This window comes from Streptomyces sp. NPDC022910, from assembly GCF_055561075.1.
The window spans coordinates 112,179-132,325 of sequence record NZ_JBVHHL010000010.1 but is presented as its reverse complement, the minus strand read 5'-3'; the positions used below and the strand labels follow the sequence as shown (position 1 = coordinate 132,325).

General features: G+C 69.4%; 17 protein-coding genes. 11 read left to right on the top strand and 6 right to left on the bottom strand.

What is annotated here, in order from left to right; genetic code table 11:
- The first annotated feature begins 540 nt into the window (after positions 1-540).
- Positions 541-2,079, top strand: coding sequence for an RNA polymerase sigma factor (locus tag ACZ3TS_RS12890; protein ID WP_467616786.1), 1,539 nt, complete (start codon positions 541-543; stop codon positions 2,077-2,079).
- A 116-nt stretch (positions 2,080-2,195) separates the two neighbouring features.
- Positions 2,196-3,014 (top strand): S1 family serine peptidase, encoded by an 819-nt coding sequence (locus ACZ3TS_RS12885; RefSeq protein ID WP_467616784.1) that lies wholly within the window; start codon positions 2,196-2,198, stop codon positions 3,012-3,014.
- Between the two features lie 214 nt (positions 3,015-3,228).
- Here the strand turns inward: ACZ3TS_RS12885 and ACZ3TS_RS12880 are convergent, their stop codons facing one another.
- Positions 3,229-3,456, bottom strand: coding sequence for a DUF7455 domain-containing protein (locus ACZ3TS_RS12880; protein WP_467616782.1), 228 nt, complete (start codon positions 3,454-3,456; stop codon positions 3,229-3,231).
- 440 nt (positions 3,457-3,896) lie between these two features.
- Here ACZ3TS_RS12880 and ACZ3TS_RS12875 point away from each other — a divergent pair, with 440 nt between their 5' ends.
- The 6 genes from ACZ3TS_RS12875 (at position 3,897) to ACZ3TS_RS12850 (ending at position 11,354) form a co-directional block, all read left to right on the top strand.
- Positions 3,897-6,020, top strand: a complete 2,124-nt coding sequence (locus tag ACZ3TS_RS12875; protein WP_467616780.1) for a DNA gyrase/topoisomerase IV subunit B — start codon at positions 3,897-3,899, stop codon at positions 6,018-6,020.
- Between the two features lie 762 nt (positions 6,021-6,782).
- Complete coding sequence (locus ACZ3TS_RS12870) at positions 6,783-7,307, top strand: DUF1453 domain-containing protein (RefSeq protein WP_467616778.1); 525 nt, start codon at positions 6,783-6,785, stop codon at positions 7,305-7,307.
- On the top strand, positions 7,304-8,455 hold the full coding sequence (locus ACZ3TS_RS12865; RefSeq protein ID WP_467616777.1) for a sensor histidine kinase: 1,152 nt from the start codon (positions 7,304-7,306) through the stop codon (positions 8,453-8,455). Before ACZ3TS_RS12870 ends, ACZ3TS_RS12865 begins: the two co-directional genes overlap by 4 nt.
- Entirely contained in the window at positions 8,452-9,135 is a 684-nt protein-coding gene (locus tag ACZ3TS_RS12860; protein ID WP_467616776.1) for a response regulator transcription factor, read from the top strand. The genes ACZ3TS_RS12865 and ACZ3TS_RS12860 overlap by 4 nt, the downstream gene beginning before the upstream one ends.
- A 69-nt stretch (positions 9,136-9,204) precedes the next feature.
- Positions 9,205-9,768, top strand: coding sequence for a DUF485 domain-containing protein (locus ACZ3TS_RS12855; protein ID WP_467616774.1), 564 nt, complete (start codon positions 9,205-9,207; stop codon positions 9,766-9,768).
- Positions 9,765-11,354, top strand: a complete 1,590-nt coding sequence (locus tag ACZ3TS_RS12850) for a solute symporter family protein (RefSeq protein WP_467616772.1) — start codon at positions 9,765-9,767, stop codon at positions 11,352-11,354. Before ACZ3TS_RS12855 ends, ACZ3TS_RS12850 begins: the two co-directional genes overlap by 4 nt.
- 99 nt (positions 11,355-11,453) lie before the next feature.
- Here ACZ3TS_RS12850 and ACZ3TS_RS12845 read toward each other — a convergent pair whose 3' ends face one another.
- Positions 11,454-12,146 carry a response regulator gene (locus ACZ3TS_RS12845; protein ID WP_467616770.1) on the bottom strand — a complete coding sequence of 231 codons (693 nt, stop codon included), beginning with the start codon at positions 12,144-12,146 and terminating at the stop codon, positions 11,454-11,456.
- Between the two features lie 161 nt (positions 12,147-12,307).
- On the opposite strand from ACZ3TS_RS12845, the gene ACZ3TS_RS12840 reads away from it, so the two are divergent.
- The 3 genes from ACZ3TS_RS12840 to ACZ3TS_RS12830 all read left to right on the top strand — a co-directional run bounded on the left by ACZ3TS_RS12840 (position 12,308) and on the right by ACZ3TS_RS12830 (position 15,150).
- Positions 12,308-13,123, top strand: coding sequence for an ABC transporter ATP-binding protein (locus tag ACZ3TS_RS12840; RefSeq protein WP_467616767.1), 816 nt, complete (start codon positions 12,308-12,310; stop codon positions 13,121-13,123).
- Complete coding sequence (locus ACZ3TS_RS12835; protein ID WP_467616765.1) at positions 13,113-13,979, top strand: ABC transporter permease; 867 nt, start codon at positions 13,113-13,115, stop codon at positions 13,977-13,979. Before ACZ3TS_RS12840 ends, ACZ3TS_RS12835 begins: the two co-directional genes overlap by 11 nt.
- A gap of 109 nt (positions 13,980-14,088) precedes the next feature.
- Complete coding sequence (locus ACZ3TS_RS12830; protein WP_467616763.1) at positions 14,089-15,150, top strand: ABC transporter substrate-binding protein; 1,062 nt, start codon at positions 14,089-14,091, stop codon at positions 15,148-15,150.
- A gap of 17 nt (positions 15,151-15,167) precedes the next feature.
- Here ACZ3TS_RS12830 and ACZ3TS_RS12825 read toward each other — a convergent pair whose 3' ends face one another.
- The 4 genes from ACZ3TS_RS12825 to ACZ3TS_RS12810 all read right to left on the bottom strand — a co-directional run bounded on the left by ACZ3TS_RS12825 (position 15,168) and on the right by ACZ3TS_RS12810 (position 20,074).
- On the bottom strand, positions 15,168-15,857 hold the full coding sequence (locus ACZ3TS_RS12825; protein WP_467616760.1) for a response regulator: 690 nt from the start codon (positions 15,855-15,857) through the stop codon (positions 15,168-15,170).
- Positions 15,854-17,584 carry an ATP-binding protein gene (locus tag ACZ3TS_RS12820; protein ID WP_467616758.1) on the bottom strand — a complete coding sequence of 577 codons (1,731 nt, stop codon included), beginning with the start codon at positions 17,582-17,584 and terminating at the stop codon, positions 15,854-15,856. The genes ACZ3TS_RS12825 and ACZ3TS_RS12820 overlap by 4 nt, the downstream gene beginning before the upstream one ends.
- 112 nt (positions 17,585-17,696) lie before the next feature.
- Entirely contained in the window at positions 17,697-18,650 is a 954-nt protein-coding gene (locus ACZ3TS_RS12815) for a sucrase ferredoxin (RefSeq protein WP_467616756.1), read from the bottom strand.
- A 167-nt stretch (positions 18,651-18,817) separates the two neighbouring features.
- Complete coding sequence (locus tag ACZ3TS_RS12810) at positions 18,818-20,074, bottom strand: citrate synthase (protein ID WP_467616754.1); 1,257 nt, start codon at positions 20,072-20,074, stop codon at positions 18,818-18,820.
- Positions 20,075-20,147: the final 73 nt, after the last annotated feature.

The window sequence follows — 20,147 nt, the reverse complement described above, 5'->3', positions numbered from 1 at the left end:
GACCGGGAGCGGGTGCCCACGTCGTACGGCCCCGTGCGGCCGGCGGACGCGGAGCGCCGTTCACCCGCCGTCGGACTCCGTCGGATCCTCATGGGACCCGGCGGAGTCCGACGGAGACCGACGGCGTCGCCGGTCCCGCTCGGCGGTGCCGTCATGGATGATCTGGAGCCGTCGTGCATGCCGGAGCCGGTCATGGATACCCGGGTGTCGGTATCGGTCACGGATTTCGGGGCGGGAGTGTGTGCGCCATCGGCGGATGGTGCCGAGGGTGGCGCCGACCGACCGCCTCTGCCCGTGTCTGGACGTTTTTGAGCGGTTACGGGGTGTGACCCGGGCCACGCAGATTGGGCGTAACGCTCTACGGAACTGTGCGATGACCTAAGAGGTGACAGCCGAGGAGGGAATACGGACGCCGTTCACGGCGCTGTGCATCTTCCCGGCCCCCGCCCGCGCCGTCGGCCCATCCCCAAGCCGGCGGTCGGCTCCTGTCCGTCGTGGATGGGGCCGAAAGCCGTTTTCCAACGTTCCGAGAGGTTGTTCGTGTCGGCCAGCACATCCCGTACGCTCCCGCCGGAGATCGCCGAGTCCGTCTCTGTCATGGCTCTCATTGAGCGGGGAAAGGCTGAGGGGCAGATCGCCGGCGACGATGTGCGTCGGGCCTTCGAAGCTGACCAGATTCCGGCCACTCAGTGGAAGAACGTACTGCGCAGCCTCAACCAGATCCTCGAGGAAGAGGGTGTGACGCTGATGGTCAGTGCCGCAGAGCCCAAGCGCACCCGCAAGAGCGTCGCAGCGAAGAGTCCGGCCAAGCGCACCGCCACGAAGACCGTCGCGGCGAAGACGGTGACCACCAAGAAGGACACCGCCCCCGCCGCTCCGGACGTGCCGGTGGCCGACGACCCGGCTGAGGACGCGCCCGTCAAGAAGGCAGCAGCTGCCAAGAAGACGACCGCCACCAAGAAGGCGGTCGCGAAGAAGACCGTTGCCAAGAAGGCGGCGGCCAAGAAGACGACGGCCAAGAAGGACGACGCCGAGCTCATCGAGGAGGAAGTCCTCGAGGAGACCCCTGGCAAGGGCGGCGACGAGCCCGAAGGCACCGAGAGCGCCGGCTTCGTCCTGTCCGACGAGGACGAGGACGACGCGCCCGCGCAGCAGGTCGCCGCGGCCGGCGCCACAGCCGACCCGGTCAAGGACTACCTGAAGCAGATCGGTAAGGTCCCCCTGCTCAACGCCGAGCAGGAGGTCGAGCTCGCCAAGCGCATCGAGGCCGGTCTCTTCGCCGAGGACAAGCTGGCCAACGCCGACAAGCTCGCCCCCAAGCTCAAGCGTGAGCTGGAGATCATCGCCGAGGACGGCCGCCGGGCCAAGAACCACCTCCTGGAGGCCAACCTCCGTCTGGTGGTCTCCCTGGCCAAGCGCTATACCGGCCGCGGCATGCTCTTCCTGGACCTCATCCAGGAGGGCAACCTCGGTCTGATCCGCGCGGTCGAGAAGTTCGACTACACCAAGGGCTACAAGTTCTCCACGTACGCCACCTGGTGGATCCGTCAGGCGATCACCCGCGCCATGGCCGACCAGGCCCGCACCATCCGTATCCCGGTGCACATGGTCGAGGTCATCAACAAGCTCGCTCGCGTGCAGCGCCAGATGCTCCAGGACCTGGGCCGCGAGCCCACCCCGGAGGAGCTGGCCAAGGAACTCGATATGACCCCCGAGAAGGTCATCGAGGTCCAGAAGTACGGCCGCGAGCCCATCTCCCTGCACACCCCGCTGGGTGAGGACGGCGACAGCGAGTTCGGTGACCTCATCGAGGACTCCGAGGCCGTCGTCCCCGCGGACGCGGTCAGCTTCACGCTCCTCCAGGAGCAGCTGCACTCCGTGCTCGACACCCTGTCCGAGCGCGAGGCCGGCGTCGTCTCCATGCGCTTCGGTCTCACCGACGGTCAGCCGAAGACCCTCGACGAGATCGGCAAGGTGTACGGCGTCACCCGTGAGCGCATCCGCCAGATCGAGTCCAAGACGATGTCGAAGCTGCGTCACCCGTCGCGCTCCCAGGTGCTGCGCGACTACCTCGACTAGGGCCGTACGCCGATGAGGGGCCGGTTCCCGTGGGGACCGGCCCCTCTGCGTGTGCGCGTTGCGGCGAGCTGGATCACTGTGGGTGTTCTACGACCATCTGACAGTGAGGAGTAGCCATGCGTCGTCACCTCGCCCGAGCGCTGGCCGTCGGAGCTGCAGCAGCCCTTATACCGCTTGCATCCCCCGCGCCCGCGCCGGCGGACAGCGTCGTCATCGGAGGCTTCCCGGTCGATATCTCACAGAGTCCGTGGACGGTCGCCCTCTCCAGTCGTGACCGGTTCGGCGGTACGCGTGCCGGGCAGTTCTGCGGGGGAGTGGCGGTGGACCGGTCCAGGGTCCTGACCGCGGCACACTGTCTGAGCGCGGCCGTCCTGGGCGCGCCACCGGGACAGGTGCGAGACCTGAAGGTCATCGCGGGGCGTACGGACCTGTTGTCCAGCCAGGGCAAGGAGATCCCGGTGACCGCCACCTGGGTCAACCCGGTGTACAACAGCTACACGAATGCGGGCGACTTCGCCTTGCTCACGCTGTCCTCCCCACTCCCGGCGAGTTCGGTCATCCACATGGCGCCCGGCGGCGATACGGCCTACGCGCCGGGCACCGGGGCAACGGTGTACGGCTGGGGTGATGCCACCGGGGATGCGAACTACGCGCGCAGCCTGCGGGGTGCGACCTTGCAGGTCCTCTCGGACACGGTCTGTGAACGGGCCTATCCGGGCGGTCTGGATGGGAAGTACGTGGCCACTTCCATGCTGTGTGCCGGCCAGCCTCAGGGCGGTCACGACGCCTGCCAGGGGGACAGCGGGGGACCGCTCGTCGCCAAGGGGCGTCTGATCGGCCTGGTGTCCTGGGGGAGTGGCTGCGGGCAAGCCGGGAGCCCCGGGGTCTATACCCGGGTCTCGGAGGTCGTAAGAACGCTGAACGCCGGCAGCTGACGACGGCGGCTCCAGCACCGGCGCCTTGGCGCTGGTGCTGGCGCCGCGGGCCCCGTCTGGGGACCGTGAGCGCAGGGGCCGGCAAGGGCGATGTGCGCCACGAGGGCACCGACCGGGCACGCGCCGTACTAGTACGGGCGGCCACTCCTTGTAGTCGGAGTGGCCGCCCGTCCACCGGCCTCGTCGCCGGTGTCGGCTCGTCGGACGCGAGGTGTCAGCGTTCCTCGTCGGAGGCGCTTGCCGGAACGGTGAGACGCTCCGTCTCGTCCTGTATCTCAGCGGCGATCTTCTTGAGTTCCGGCTCGAACTTGCGGCCGTGGTGGGCGCAGAAGAGCAGTTCTCCGCCGCTCAGGAGGACGACGCGCAGGTACGCCTGGGCGCCGCAACGGTCGCAGCGGTCAGCGGCCGTCAGCGGGCTCGCGGGGGTCAGAACAGTAGTCACGTCGCCTCTTCTCTAGCTCGACGAGCTGTCGTACCAGGGTCAACATCCAACCAGGCCGAAAACGTTCCCGCTCGCGGCTTCTCCTCGAAAGATTCTTTCCGAGCCGGCTGTCTGCTGCCGGTTGGCGGCGAATGTGCCGTATTACGTCTCTTATGTCGTACGGGTTCGCGCTTCTATCGGTTGTCCGTCCTCTCGGCGGGGTTGCCGGTTGTGGATGAGGACGTGCCCCGAGGCTAAATGGTTCATGCCTCGAAGGGAACGTGATATGTACTTCACCCCAACGAGGGATCGAACGCTCGTGCGACTCTGGTCTAGTCTGAGTTTCACGACGAGGGTGGCGTTACAACGGCTCTACCAGGCCTCGGTACCCTCGGAACGGCGACCGACGCCGGCCCTTGCTCCAAAGGGCCCATTCAGAAATTCAGCGAGGAGCGAACCGCGTGACCGCCGATACGTCCGTGCCGTCCACAGCGCTGCTGACCGGAGCAGACCGGGACGGCTCCAACTACACCGCGCGGCACCTCCTCGTCCTTGAAGGTCTCGAGGCCGTGCGCAAGCGTCCCGGTATGTACATCGGCTCGACCGACAGTCGGGGCCTGATGCACTGCCTCTGGGAGATCATCGACAACTCCGTCGACGAGGCCCTGGGCGGCTACTGCGACCACATCGACGTGATCCTGCACGACGACGGCTCGGTGGAGGTCCGGGACAACGGCCGTGGCATCCCGGTCGACGTGGAACCCAAGACCCGCCTCTCCGGTGTCGAGGTCGTCATGACCAAGCTGCACGCGGGCGGCAAGTTCGGAGGCGGCTCCTACGCGGCGTCCGGCGGCCTGCACGGCGTCGGCGCGTCCGTGGTGAACGCTCTCTCCGCGCGCCTGGACGTCGAGGTCGACCGCGGCGGACACACGCACGCGATCAGCTTCCGGCGCGGCGTGCCGGGCGTCTTCGCCGGTGACGGCCCGGACGCCAAGTTCGAGGCCAAGAGCGGCCTGCGCAAGACCAAGAAGATCCCCAAGACCCGCACCGGCACGCGCGTGCGCTACTGGGCCGACCGCCAGATCTTCCTCAAGGACGCCAAGCTCTCCCTGGAGACGCTGCACCAGCGTGCCCGCCAGACCGCGTTCCTGGTCCCCGGCCTGACCATCGTCGTCCGCGACGAGTACGGGCTGGGCGAGGGCGGCAGCAAGGGTGAGGAGTCCTTCCGCTTCGACGGCGGCATCAGCGAGTTCTGTGAGTACCTGGCGAGCGACAAGCCGGTGTGCGACGTCCTCCGCTTCTCCGGACAGGGCACCTTCAAGGAGACGGTCCCCGTGCTGGACGACCACGGGCAGATGACGCCCACCGAGGTCACCCGGGAGCTGGGCGTCGACGTCGCAATGCGCTGGGGGACCGGCTACGACACAACGGTCAGGTCGTTCGTCAACATCATCGCCACTCCCAAGGGCGGCACCCATGTCGCCGGCTTCGAGCAGGCCGTCACCAGGACGATGAACGAGGTGCTGCGCGCCAAGAAGCTGCTGCGCGTCGCCGAGGACGACATCGTCAAGGACGACGCGTTGGAGGGGCTCACCACGGTCGTCACCGTGCGCCTGGCCGAGCCGCAGTTCGAGGGTCAGACCAAGGAGGTCCTCGGCACCTCCGCGGCCCGCCGCATCGTCGCTAACGTGGTGTCGAAGGAGCTCAAGGAATTCCTGACCTCCACAAAGCGTGACGCCGCCCAGCAGGCCCGCGTCGTTCTGGAAAAGGCGGTCGCGGCGGCACGGACACGTATTGCCGCGCGCCAGCACAAAGACGCGCAGCGTCGGAAGACGGCTCTGGAGTCCTCCTCGCTGCCCGCCAAGCTCGCCGACTGCCGCAGCGACGACGTCGACCGCAGCGAACTGTTCATCGTCGAGGGTGACTCCGCCCTCGGCACGGCGAAGCTTGCCCGGAACTCCGAGTTCCAGGCCCTGCTGCCGATCCGCGGCAAGATCCTGAACGTTCAGAAGTCGTCCGTGACGGACATGCTCAAGAACGCCGAGTGCGGCGCGATCATCCAGGTCATAGGGGCGGGGTCGGGCCGGACCTTCGACATCGACGCGGCCCGCTACGGCAAGATCATCATGATGACCGACGCCGATGTGGACGGCTCCCACATCCGCACCCTGCTCCTGACGCTCTTCCACCGCTACATGCGGCCCATGGTCGAGGCGGGCCGCGTGTTCGCCGCGGTGCCGCCGCTGCACCGCATCGAGATCGTCCAGCCGAAGAAGGGCCAGGACAAGTACATCTACACCTACTCGGACCGCGAGCTGCGCGACAAGCTCCTGGAGCTCCAGAGCAAGGGCATCCGGTACAAGGACTCCATCCAGCGGTACAAGGGTCTCGGCGAGATGGACGCCGACCAGCTGGCCGAGACGACCATGGACCCGCGTCACCGCACCCTGCGCCGGATCAACCTCTCCGACCTGGAGGCCGCCGAGCAGGTGTTCGATCTGCTGATGGGCAACGACGTGGCGCCGCGCAAGGAGTTCATCTCCAGCTCGGCGGCGACGCTGGACCGGTCGCGCATCGACGCATAGCTGCTGCGCCTGGCCGCAGCCGGCCCAGGGGAGCGTGGGGCGCGGTCGGAGCCCGTGTCGGGATGAGCCTGAGTCCGAGGTCAGGGTCGGGATGAGCCTGAGCCCGAGCGAAGCCTGAGGCCGGGACGGGCCGGGGTCGAACGTCGGTCGGGATGTGCCCGGGCGGCGCATGGCTCGGTATATTCCCGCGCGGGGCACGAGGTCGGGGCTGGATCCCGTCGGGCCCGGGGAGGCTTGCTGGGCCGGGCGCGCCGGGGCGTGGCTGCGATGCTCCATGGCTGCGTGCGCGTGCGGCACGAACGGTGTCCGGCCGCGCATCGTGGCCCAGGTTGTGTCCCGGCGGCTGTATGGCTGCCTGCATCAGCAGCGTGTCGCGGCGCCCGTGACAGCGGTGCTCGCCCGGGTGCGGCTCCGCGGGCCCCGGGGCGCACCACCGGCGGCACCCGTGCACGTGGCGGGCGGCCGCGCCGGTGTAGCGGGCGGCTTCCGTCGGTCTCAGGACGGCGTACGGCGGCGCCCTGGTGACTTGCGGCGGTGTCATGGGCCGCGTGTGCCGGTGCTGTGGGCGGCCCCTGGTGTCCCAGGCGACGTCCGTGGGCCTCACCGCGGCGTTTCTCCACCCATGGGTGGAGACCGCGAACCTCGCGGCTTCCACCCACGATCCACCCCGGCTCCGATCTGCTGACCTGCGCAATTCCGTAGCGTCGGAGGCGTCGACAGCACTCGCCGTCGGCATCTCCCTTTCCGCTCACGGAGGCTGTGATGTCCGGGCTCGTCAACGCGTTGGTGATCGTGCCCGTGGCCGCCCTGGTGATCGTTCGGCAGTTCCGCGCACGCCGGATCGACGCCGACCGGCGCTGGTGGCTCGTGCCCGCGATTCTGACCGTCCTGGCGCTGCGCAGGCCCGGCATACTCGATTCCCATCACCCCACCGAGTCGGCCCTGCTGCTCGGCGCCGAACTGCTCATCGGCCTGGCGACCGGAGCCGGCTGGGCGTGGACCACTCGCATATGGGCGGAGGAGGACGGCGCGGTCTGGAGCACGAGCACCAAGGCGAGCGTGGGCGTCTGGATCGCCGGCATCGCCCTGCGCGTCGGCCTCTTCGCGCTCGGAGCGTTGCTTGGCGTGCACCAGGACAGCTCCGCCCTGCTTCTCGCCCTCGCGGGAACCCTGCTGATCCGCTCCGGGGTCCTGGTCTGGCGCGTGCGGTCCCTCACCTCCGCGGGCCGCCGGGCCACGGCCTACGGTGACGGCATGTCCCGTCACGCACGGAAGGAGAACGTGTGACGGAGAACACGTGGACGCGCTGGCCATCGCGCGAGGCACTGTCCCGGGCAGGAGTCTCCGGAGCCCGGCGTGCGCTCGCCTGGAGCGGACGGCTCTTCGCCCTCGGCATGCTCCTGTGGACGACCTTCACGGACGGCAACCTGGATGCCTGGGGGAATGCCGCGGCGGCAGTCGGAGTCCTGTTGTGCGGGGCAGGGGCCTGGGCCTTCTTCCGGAGCACGCTGCACAACCGGCTGCTGCCCTCGCTCACTCTGCTCGCGCTGCTTCTCGGGCTGGCGCTGGTGGCCTATGCCGTGGGTCTGCGCATCCCGGCGCTCGTGCTCTGGTGCGGGTGCGCCATCAGTGCCATGGAGCGGCTGCCCCTCGTCGCCGCGGTCCCCGCCGCCGGCATCGGACTCGGAGCGTACGCCGGGATCAACAACGACGCTTGGCTGACCACGACGCTCACCACGGTCGGGATCGCCCTCGCGGGCTACGTGCTGCGCCTCGACGCCGAAACGCGCGGCAGCGCCTTGCGGCTACTCGCCCAGGAGCGGGCTGCACGGGCGGCCGAGACCGAGTCGGCGGCCCTGGCGGAGCGGGCCAGGATCGCACGGGAGATCCACGACGTGCTGGCGCACAGTCTCTCGGCGCAGCTCGTGCATCTGGAGGCGGCCCGGCTGCTGATAGAGGGAGGAGCCGACCGGGACAAGATCCTCGAACGGGTCGTGGCGGCCCGTGGAATGGCCCGGGAGGGACTCGCCGAGACCCGGCAGGCGCTCTCCGCGCTGCGCGGGGAGCTGTCCCCGCTCGAGGACTTCCTGAGTGAGCTCGTCGCCGCGGCGGACGGGGCGGACGTCACCGTCTCGGGTGAGCGCAGGCCGCTGCCCGCCGAGGCCTCGCAGGCCGTCCGCAGGGTCGCTCAAGAGGCTCTGACGAACGTCCGCAAGCACGCCCCGGGCGCCAAGGTGCACTTACGGCTGGAGTACGCCGAGCATCACGTGATGCTCAACGTACGGGACTCGGGCGGATCGCCGGGCGAGTTGACCGGGTCAGGGGCCGGGTACGGTCTGCTGGGCATGCGTGAGCGTGCCGAGTTGCTGGGCGGCTCACTGGAGGCAGGGCCGGGCGAGGAGGGATTCGTGGTGACGCTGAAGGTACCCGTATGACGGAGGAGGAGAGCAGCAAGCCGGCCCGGGTCGTGGTTGCGGACGACCAGACCGTGGTGCGTGAGGGCATTGTGATGCTGCTGGGGCTGCTTCCCGGCCTCGAGGTCGTCGGCGCGGCCGCAGACGGGGAGGAGGCGGTCGAGCTCGTCGCCGAACTCGCCCCGGACGTGGTGTTGATGGACCTGCGCATGCCGCGCTGCGACGGCGTCGAGGCCACACGGCGCATCCGCGCCGAGCACCCCGGCACCCAGGTGGTCGTGCTCACCACGTTCGCGGACGACGATTCGTTGTTCCCGGCGCTCAGAGCGGGGGCGCGGGGCTACCTCACCAAGGACGCGGGCGGCGACGAGATCGTGCGGGCCGTGCGGAGCGTGCTGTCCGGGGATGCGGGACTCGCGCCGAGCATCCAACGACGGCTGTTGGAGCGATTGTCGGAGCCGGAACGGGCGACGCCCTCGGTCGCGGAGGCACCGGACGGGCTCACCGTCCGGGAGACGGAGGTACTCGTACTGATCGCGGAGGGGCTGACCAACCAGGAGATCGCCCGCAGACTGCTTGTCTCCACAGCTACCGTGAAGACCCACATCAACAATCTCTTCGCCAAGACAGGGCTCAAGGACCGTGCCCGGGCGGTGCGTTACGCGTATGCGAAGGGGCTGGTGCGGCCGCCGTCGCAGTGAGTCACCTGATGGGGTGAAGAGCGCGGGGAAGAAGAGTCAGGGATCTTCCCGTTCTGTCCATCCTTGGGCATGAAGTCAAGCAATGGTCGCCCTCGCGGAGGCGAGGGCGGTCCCGAGGGTCCGGTCGAGAAGCGCGAAGGACATGACGAGGCGCCCGCAGCCGCGGGGGCGGCCGGACACGTGAGGTACGACGACCCCTGGCACGACGCGCTCGCCTCCGGCTGGGGCGAACTGGACGGGACGGGAGCTCCGGCTCCTGTGGTGCCGCAGGCGCGCGGGGAACAGGACGGTACCGCCCGTGTGGCCGACGTCTATCTGGAGGTGCAGCGCAGCGCGGCGTTCCAGGAGGTGCGCAGCCGGTACCGGAGATTCGTGATTCCGGGCCTTGCGGTCTTCTTCACCTGGTACGTGGGCTATGTGGTGACCGCACAGGCCGCTCCCGGGCTGATGGCACGGCCGGTGGCGGGAGCCGTGAACGTGGCGATGCTGGCGGGGCTGGGGCAGTTCCTGACGACGTTCCTGTTCACGTGGGCGTACGCGCGGCACGCCCGGTTGCGCAGGGACCGAGCCGCGCTTGAGCTGCGCTGGGACACCCAGGAGTTGACGCGGGGACTCACGGGTGGCGAGAGGTGAGCGGGCATCAGGCGCTGGCTCTTGTGCTGTTCAGCGTGTTCGTCGCGGTCACGCTGGCGATCACCACGTGGGTGAGCCGCAACAGGCAGGGGTCGGCCGAGGAGTTCTATGCGGGCGGACGGCTGTTCTCTCCGATGGAGAATGGTTTTGCCATCGCCGGCGACTACATGTCGGCAGCCTCCTTTCTGGGCGTCACCGGCCTGATCGCGCTCTTCGGATACGACGGGCTGCTGTATGTGGTGGGCTTCCTTGTCGCCTGGCTCGTGGTGCTCTTCTTCGTCGCCGAACTGGTGCGCAACTGTGGGCGGTTCACGCTCGCGGACGTCGTCGCGGCGCGGATGAGCGAGCGGCCCGTGCGGATCGCGGCGGGAACGTCCTCGGTGACCGTCTCCGTGCTGTACCTGGTGGCACAGATGGTGGGAGCGGGCAGCCTCGTCGCGCTGCTGTTCGGAGGCACGAGTACGGCGGCGCGGGCCTGGACGGTGATCGTCGTCGGCGCGCTCATGGTGATCTATGTGTCGATGGGCGGGATGCGGGCCACCACCTGGATCCAGATCGTCAAGGCCGTGCTGCTGCTTGGCGGGACGGTGGCGCTGACCGTCCTGGTCCTGATGCGGTTCCACGGGGATGTCGACGCATTGCTGCGGACGGCGGCGGAGCGCAGCGGGCACGGCGAGGCCTTCCTCGCGCCGGGTCTGAAGTACGGCGGGAACTGGACGGCGCGGATCGACTTCATCAGCCTCGGCCTGGCGCTGGTGCTGGGCACGGCAGGGCTGCCGCACATCCTGTCCCGCTTCTACACTGTGCCGACCGCCCGCGCCGCGCGTCGCTCGGTCGTATGGTCGGTCGGGCTCATCGGCGGCTTCTATCTGATGACGATCGTGCTGGGCTTCGGCGCGGCCGCCGTCGTCGGACCGGACGCCGTACGAGAGTCGAACGCGGCTGGGAACACAGCGGTGCCGCTGCTGGCGCTGAAACTGGGCGGCGGGGCGGAGACGACCGGCGGAACGGTTCTGTTCGCCATGGTCGCCGCGATCGCCTTCGCCACGATCCTTGCGGTCGTCGCCGGCATCACCCTCGCCTCCTCGGCCTCCGTCGCCCACGATCTGTACACATCACTGCGGCCTCGTCGCGCCAAGTCCCGCAGCGAGGTGGGCGTGGCGCGGACCGCCGCCGTCGGCATCGGCGTGGTCGCGATCGCGCTCGGTCTGCTGGCCCGCGACCTCAACGTGGCCTTCCTGGTGGGACTCGCCTTCGCCGTCTCCGCGTCAGCGAACCTGCCGGTGCTGATGTACTCGCTCTTCTGGCGCAGCTTCACGACGCGCGGCGCCGTATGGGCGGTCTACGGCGGGCTGGTGCCCGCACTGGGGCTCGTGCTGCTGTCCCCGGTCGTCTCGGGCAGCCCCGAATCGCTGTTCCCCGCCGTCGACTTCCAGTACTTCCCGCTGCAGAACCCCGGAATCGTCTCCGTTCCGCTCGGCTTCCTAGCGGGCTGGCTCGGCACGGTCACCTCGGCGGAACCGGCGGACGAGGCCAAGCATGCGGAGACCGAGGTGCGGTCACTGACGGGTGCCGGGGCGGTGTGACGCCGCCGGGAGAGGGCCGAGCCAACCTGGATGACCAGGGCGCCGGGTGATCGGCGGGGAACCCGCTGCCGGGGGCCGGGCCCGGCCCCCGCTCCACCTCTACGGCGCCACCCACGCGTACCGGTGCTCCGGCCGCCCCGTGTCGCCGTACTTCAGGGAGAGCCGCAGTCGGCCGACCTGTTCCAGGTGGCGCAGATAGCGCTGCGCGGTGGAACGGCTGAGCCCCGTCCTGGCGGCCACCTCATGGGCCGAGAGCGGTTGGTCGGCCCGGTGCAGGACATCGCAGATCAGGTCGGTCGTCGGCTCCGAGTGACCGCTGGGCAGGCCGGGCGACGACGACGCGGGCGTGGTGCGCAGGGCCCCGAAGATGCGGTCCACCTGTTCCTGGCCCGCCACCCCTCGGCCGCCGACGCGGTCGACGGTGCGGCGCAGGGCGGCGTACGAGTCGAGGCGTGTGCGCAGGGCCGCGAAGGTGAACGGTTTGACCAGGTAGTGCAGGGCACCCAGACGCATCGCGGCCTGCACGGTCGCCACATCTCCGGCCGCTGTGATCATGATGACATCGGTGCCGTGGCCGCGTTCGCGCATACGGTGGACCAGTTCGAGGCCCGTCTGGTCGGGCAGGTAGTGGTCGAGCAGGGCCAGGTCGATCGAGGCGCGTTCCACCGCCGCCAGCGCCTGGGCAGCGCTGTGCGCGCGGGCGGCGACCCGGAAACCGGGAACCTTTCCCACGTACTTGGCGTTGACCTCGGCAACACGGAAGTCGTCGTCCACGACCAGGACGTCAATCATCGGGCCTCTCTCCCTCAAGGCCGGGCGAGCGTTAAGCCCGTGTTTCGGCTCCGCCGTTGTAGCGCGAGCAAAATGAGCACAACAGACTCTTGCAAGCAGAAGTCGGGGTTGCGCCCACAAGACTGCTGTTGTGGCCCATACCACATCTACGGTCCCGGGCCATGAGCGCAGACACCGGCCCCGCCATCGAGCTACGGGGCGCGAGCAAAACCTTCCGGACCCCCTCAGGGGGTCTGCACACGGCTGTCAGTGGCCTGGATCTGACCGTTGGGCGCGGCGAGTTCGTCGCCGTGGTCGGACCCACCGGCTGCGGCAAGTCGACGACTCTGACCCTGGTCAGCGGCCTGGAGGAACCCACCGAGGGTGATGTCCTGGTGGGCGGCGAGCGGGTCGCGGGAGTCGGGGACAAGGTCGGTTTCGTCTTCCAGCAGGACGCCACGTTCCCCTGGCGCACGGTTCTGTCCAACGTCATGGCGGGCCCGCGCTTCCGCGGCGTGTCCAAGGCGGAGGCGAAGCAGAAGGCGCGCGAGTGGCTGGCCCGGGTCGGGCTCGCGGCCTTCGAGGACCGCTACCCGCACCAGCTCTCCGGAGGCCAGCGCAAGCGTGTCGCCCTCGCCGCAACCTTCGTCAACGACCCCGAGATCCTGCTGATGGACGAGCCCTTCTCGGCGCTCGACGTGCAGACCAGGGCGCTGATGTCGGACGAACTCCTGGAGCTGTGGGAGGGCACGGGCGCCTCGGTCGTCTTCGTCACCCATGACCTGGAGGAGTCGATCGCGCTGGCCGACAAGGTCATCGTGATGACCGCCGGACCCGCGACCGTCAAGCAGGTCTTCGACATCGACCTGCCACGACCGCGCAAGGTGGAATCCGTGCGTCTGGAGCCGCGGTTCATCGAGATCTACCGCGAGATCTGGGAGTCCCTGGGCGAAGAGGTCCGCATCACCCGCGAAAGGGGTGCCGCACATGTCGCCTGAGGTCATCTCCGCGTCGACTGCCGTCGATACCTCCAAGCAGCCCGACCGTGCTCACTCGCGTGCGCGTGCCGCCCGCAGACGCAAGGCCGTCGTCATGCTTGCCCGCGTCGTGCTCCTGGTCGCCGTGCTCGGCTTGTGGGAGACGCTGTCGCGGGCCGACGTCATCGACCCGTTCAACTTCTCGATGCCGTCGAAGGTGTGGGACCAGATCTACACCTGGGTCACGCACGGCACCGCTCTCGGCTCGCTCGGCGAGCAGATCTGGGTCACGCTCCAAGAGGCGCTGCTCGGCTGGGTCATCGGTGTGGTGACCGGTGTGGTCTTCGGTATCGCGCTGGGGCGGATCGCCTTCCTCGCCGATATCCTTGGTCCATACATCAAGGTGCTCAACTCCATACCCAGGATCGTCCTTGCTCCGATCTTCGTGATCTGGTTCGGGCTCGGCCCGTCCTCCAAGATCGCCTCTGCCGTCGTCCTGGTCTTCTTCCCGGTCTTCTTCAACGCCTTCCAGGGCGCCCGTGAGGTCGACCGCAACCTGGTCGCCAACGCCCGCATCCTGGGTGCCAGTGACCGTCGCGTGACCCTTCAGGTGGTCATCCCGTCGGCCACCTCGTGGATCTTCACCAGCCTCCACGTGAGTTTCGGCTTCGCCCTCATCGGCGCCATCGTCGGTGAGTACATCGGCGCCACCAAGGGCATCGGCCTGCTCGTCGCCCAGTCCCAGGGCACCTTCAACGCGGCGGGTGTGTACGCCGCGATGGTCATCCTCGCGGTCGTCGCGCTCGTGGCCGAGGGGCTGCTCACCTTCGCCGAGCGCCGCATCTTCCGCTGGAAGCCGTCTGACTCCGGGCACTGATCGCCCCTTCGGGGACCGCCGGCGCAACCCCAGCCGGACGGCCTTCGCACACCCCCTGGGTCACCTGTTTTCCTCCCCGCACCGCCATCTCACAAGGACGTGAACCGCCATGCGCAAGTCCGCCAGAATCGCCGCCCTCGCCGCGGCCGGCCTGCTCGCCGTCACCTCGCTCACCGCCTGCGCCAATGATGCGGCCACCACCGCCTCGTCCGACTCCGGCAGCAAGGGCGACGGCAAGGGCACGAAGGTCAAGATCATGGTCGGTGGCCTCGACAAAGTCATCTACATGCCCGCCATGCTCACCCAGCGGCTCGGCTACTTCGACGCCGAGGGCCTCGACGTGGAACTGCTGAGCGAACCGGCCGGTGTCCAAGCCGAGACCGCGCTCGTCTCCGGCCAGGTCCAGGGAGCCGTCGGCTTCTACGACCACACCCTCGACCTGCAGACCAAGGGCAAGCACGTCGAGTCCGTGGTGCAGTTCTCGCACGCGCCCGGTGAGGTCGAGATCGTCTCCAACAAGGCGGCGAAGGACATCACGTCGCCCAAGGACTTCAAGGGCAAGAAGCTCGGTGTCACCGGCCTCGGCTCCTCGACCGACTTCCTCACCAAGTACCTCGCGGTCAAGAACGGCGTGAAAGTCAGCGAGTTCAGCCCGGTTGCCGTCGGCGCAGGTCCGACGTTCATCTCCGCCCTCCAGAAGGGCTCCATCGACGGTGGCATGACCACGGACCCGACCGTCGCCACGGTCCTCAAGAAAAACCTCGGGCAGGTGCTCGTCGACATGCGCACGCCGCAGGGGTCGCAGGACGCGCTGGGCGGCCCGTACCCGTCGTCCAGCCTGTACATGCAGACGGACTGGGTCAACAGCCACAGGGACACCGTCCAGAAGCTGGCCAACGCCTTTGTGAAGACCCTGAAGTGGATGTCCACGCACTCCGCGAACGAGATCGCCGCCGAGATGCCGGCCGACTACTCCCAGGGAAACAAGACGCTCTACGCGACCGCCATCAAGAGCACGCTGCCGATGTTCACCAAGGACGGCGTGATGCCCCAGGACGGCCCCGAGACGGTCGAGAAGGTGCTCAAGGCGTTCAACCCCAACATCAAGAACGCCACCATCGACCTCAGCAAGACGTACACCACGGAGTTCGTGGAGAAGGCCGCGGGCTGAGCCCCGCCGACCGTGCCTCAGGCGCGGGTCGCCCAGAGGTAGCGATGCTCGGGGCGGCCCGCGTCGCCGTATTTGAGGGTCAGTGTGGCCCGCCCCGTGCGCTCCAGCAGCTTCAGATAGCGCTGGGCGGTCTGGCGGCTCAGACCGGTCCGATCGGCGATCTCCTGGGCGGACAGGGGGCCGTCGGCGTTCACGAGGGCCCGGCGTACGAGATCCGCAGTGGTGGGGGAGTGCCCTTTGGGCAGCCCCGGCTCCGAACCCGCCGACAAGGCGCCGAAGATCCGGTCCACCTCCGCCTGTTCGGCCTCTCCTCCGCCGTCGAGGGTGCGGCGCAGTTCGGCGTACGCCTCCAGCTTGGCGCGCAGGCCTGCGAAGGCGAACGGCTTGACGAGGTACTGGAGTGCGCCCTGCCGCATCGCCGCCCGCACCGTCTGGACGTCGCGGGCCGCTGTCACCATGATCACGTCAGTCTCGTGGCCCCGCCGCCGCATCTCCTGGACGACCGCGAGCCCCGTTCCGTCGGGCAGGTAGTGGTCCATCAGCACGAGGTCCAGGTGGGCCACCGTCTCCATCCGGTGCAGCGCGTCGGCCGCGCTGTGCGCCTCGCCGGCCACGTGGAAGCCCGGGACCTTCTCCACATACGCGGCGTTGACCCGTGCGACACGGGAGTCGTCGTCCACGACCAGAACTTCGATGGGCCGGGTCATCGCGACTCCTCCCCGGGAATGTGAACGGGCGTTTCCACATCTGGTTGATCGCCTGACGGCGCCTTGGGCGCGGGGACGAAAGTCCGATGGTCCACAGCCGACTCCGGTGCCGGGTCGGTTTCTTCGAGCGCCTCCGGCAGCACGACGGTGAACTCCGCACCCCCGCCCTCTGCCTCGCCCACGCGCGCACTTCCCCCTTGACGCTCGGCGAGTCGACGCACCAAGGACAGGCCGATCCCGCGCTTGCCGTGGGCAGGGGGCTGCTTGGTGGACCATCCGTCGGTGAAGATCAACTCCCGGCGCTCGGCGGGGATTCCAGGTCCGGTGTCACGCACCCTGAGGACCGCCGTGCGCCCCTCGGCGCGCAGTTCGACGTCCACGCGCGCGTGGGGAGTGCCGGCGACGGCGTCGAGCGCGTTGTCGACCAGGTTGCCGACGATGGTGACAAGGCCTCTCGAGTCGATCAACCGGTCGGGAAGCAGCGTCCGGTCCGCGATCCACAGGGCCACGCCGCGTTCGGCGGCCACCGTGGCCTTGCCGACCAACAGGGCCGCGAGCAGCGGATCGTGGATCTTCTCGGTGACCTGTTCCGCAGTGGCCCTGTGGTCGCCCACCACCTCCCCGACGAATTCCACGGCGTCGTCGTACATATCCAGTTCGAGCAGTCCCAAGAGCGTGTGCATCCGGTTGGCGTGCTCGTGGTCCTGCGCGCGCAGCGCGTCGATCAGACCGCGCGTGGAGTCCAGCTCCCGGCCCAACTGCTCCAGTTCGGTGCGGTCGCGGAGGGTGGCGACGGCACCTCCGTCGTCGGTGGGCATGCGGTTGGCGACGAGGACGCGGTGACCGCGCACCGTGAGCAGATCGGTGCCGGTGACACGTCCGGCCAGCACATCGGTCGTACGGCCCGTTCCGAGCGCCTCGTCGAGGGACCGTCCGACGGCCTCGTCACCGATGCCCAGCAGACGCTGTGCCTCGTCGTTCAGGAGGCGTACCCGGCCTGCCCGGTCCAGGGCGACGACGCCCTCCCTGATGCCGTGCAGCATCGCCTCGCGCTCCGCGAGCAGCGCCGAGATGTCGGAGAAGGCGAGGTCGCGGGTCTGCCGCTGGACCCTGCGCGAGATCAGGTACGCGGCCAGGGCGCCGATGGCCAGGGCCGCGCCCGCGTAGGCGAACAGTCCCGGGATCGCGTGGATCAGCCGGGCCCGCACGCTGTTGTACTCGATGCCCACCGAGACCGCGCCGATGATCCTGCCGTGCGTGTCCTGCAGCGGCACCTTGCCGCGGGCCGAGCGGCCCAGGGTGCCGCTGTCGATCTGCATGACCTCCTCGCCGGCCAGGGCCTGGCTCGGGTCGGTCGAGACGACCCTGCCGATCTGCGTGATGTCCGGGTGCGACCAGCGCACACCCCTCATGTTCATCACCACGACGTACTCGGCGTTGCTGGCCTTGCGGATCCGCTCCGCCTCCGCCTGCACGGGGCCGTCGGGCGTGGGCAGCGTCGACTGCAGGTCCTTGGCGATCTGCGGCTGGGCCGCCGTGGTCTGCGCGATCGCGAGGGCCCGGCGCATCGCCTGGTCGTCCAGCAGGTGGCTGAGCGGTGCCAGGAACAGCCCGGTGGCGAGCACCGCGACGCCCGCGGCCATCGCCACCTGCATGAGCAGGACCTGCGAGAACATCCGCCGCGGCAGACCGAGGCGCAGTCGTCGTGCACGGGCAGAGGGGCTCATGGGTATGACGGTACGGGGACGGGCGCGCCCTGCCGTAGGGGGTGTGGCACGGATCTCCTGCGGGGTGCTGGTGAGGACCTGGCCGGTCCCCGGTGCTCTGCCGCGCAGAGCCTCAGCAGCGGGCAGGGTCGGCGACGACCGCGGTGAGCAGCTCCCGGACGGACATCACGTCCATCCGGGCCGGTGAACCCAGCACCGAGCTGCAGCTCTCCGGTCGCGGCGGCAGGGAGGCGCCCTGGGCCACGAGGACGTGCCACAGCCGGCCGTCGGTGTGGGCGACGGTGACCTCCCAGCGCGGCGCGGCCCCGTCCGTGCGGACGACGGTCAGGACGTCCGCCGCGTACTCGTGGGCCGCCGTGCGCACCGCGAGTTCCGCGGCCTGCGCAGGCCGTTGTTCCCAGGCGGAGCGGCCACGGCACCCCTCGACGACGACCCGTCCGTCACGCACCCCCTGGAGGACCTCCTTGACGTGCGGGGCCTGGGCACGCCCGTACGCGTATCCGAACGGAAGGATGAGAAGAGTGGGCGAGAAACGGTGGCCGCCCAGGTGCGTGACCTCCCAGACGCCGTCGACTCCGGAGGTGGTCAGCTCGGTGGCGAGGGGACGGCCGAGGAGGGCGCAGCAGCGGTCCCGCTTGCCGTTGGTGCAGACGAGGGCGAGCGGATCGCCTGTGTGGGGCAGCCCCTGAAGGGTCGAGTCGAAGGTGTGCGGGTCGCCCATGCCGAGTGCCGAGAAGTCGAGCCCGAGCAACTGTTCCGGCTGCGAGGTCGTGGCGGCGTGCAGCCAGACGTTTCCGGGGACGGTGTGGGCCGCATACACCTGCCGTACGGCGGGTGTGCCGCAGTCGGCGTGCCGGCCGGGGCGGCGGATGAGCGCGATCCGCACGCCGGTGCCCACCGCGGCCGCCTCGAGGGCGCGGCCGAGTTCCGGATCCAGGTGGCTCGATGTGAGTGCGTCGGCACCCCAGGGGCCGGGCTGCTCCAGGAGCAGCCATGTCCTCGCGGTCGCCGCGGTCCCCGCTAGGGGCTCGTCGAGGTCCTGGGACGCGGCCGTGCACGTACTCACAGAGGTGAGCCTAACCTGACTTCGCCTGCGGTGACTTCCAGCCGTGCGGAGGGAGCGCGTTCGGAGCGCGCGAGGCGTGTGTCGAGGGCGCGCGGAGCACGGCCGCGGGGGCGCGGGCAGTGCACAGGCTCACTCGGCGCGCGCTTGACGACATCGGCGCGCTGGGCTCACCGGGGGAGCGGCTGAGGCGGTCGTGCTCCCACGTAGCGCCCGCTCGGGCGCATGCGCAGGGGGCGCTCCTCGTACTCCTCGAGGGTGTGGGCGATCCAGCCCGCCGTACGCGCGACGGCGAAGATGGTCTCGCTCGCTGTGGCGTCCATGCCGGAGGTGACCGTGAGGACGGCCAGCGCCAGGTCGACGTTGGCGTGCAGTGGCGTGTGGCGGGCCGTCGTGGACACGATGTCCCGGGCCGCCGCCAGGGCCGGTGCGGCGTCCGCTACCTCCTCCAGGAGCGCGAACAGGGCACGCGCACGCGGGTCCTCGCCGGGATACAGCCGGTGTCCGAGCCCGGGGATCCGGCGGCCGGCACGCAGTTCGTCGGCGACCACGGGGGCCGCGGTGCCCCGGTCCAGGACGTCGAGCAGCATTCGGTGCGCGAGGCTGCCGGCCGCACCGTGCAGAGGGCCCTCCAGCACTCCGAGGCCGGCCGAGACGGCGGCGTACGCGTGCGCGCGGGCCGACGCGGCGACGCGGACCGCGAGGGTAGAGGCGGCGAGGTCGTGATCGACGAGCAGCCCGAGTGCCGTGTCCAGGGCGCGCAGTGACGCCTCGTCGGCGGCACGGCCGGTGAGGCGCCCCCACAGACGCCGGGCCAGCGGGCCCTCGTCGCGGTGGTCGTGCCGCAGCGGCGGGAGCGCGGCGACGAGTGTCGGGATGAGGGTGCGGGCGGTGCCGAGGACCGTGTCCGGTGACAGGTCGAAGCGGAGCGGGTCCGCGGTGGCCGCGGCGATCGCCGCCACTCGAAGCCGGTCGGTGGGGCCACTGTGTTCGGGCAACGCGTTCACCGCGCGGCGGGCGACGGTGACGGCGGCGTCCGGGGCGGTGAAGGTGATGCCGGGCCGCAGCCGTCCGGTCCACAGCCACTCGGCGATCTCCTCGTAGGAGTGGAGTGCGGCCAGCTCGGTGGCGTCGACGCCCCGGAAGTAGTACCGGTCCTTGTCGATCAAGGTGATGCTCGTACGGACCGAGAGCTCGTCGGCACTGGGCGAACTCCCGCTCGGCTCACGTCTGTTGCGTCGCGCGAGAGCTGCCACTTCCTTGGCGTCGAAGGTGCTGCCGCGGCCGCCCGGTTCGCGCCTGCTGCTCAGCTGGCCACGGCTGACGTACGCGTAGACGGTCTCGGGCTTCACGCCGAGCAGTTCAGCGGCCTCCTTGGTGGTGAGCCGAGGCCCGTCGTGACCGTGTTCCGCTTCTTGATCCCTCATGGCCGCCACCGTATCCATGGACGATGTATTGATTGAATCAATATTGACGGTGATTGAGTCAATCATAGACAGT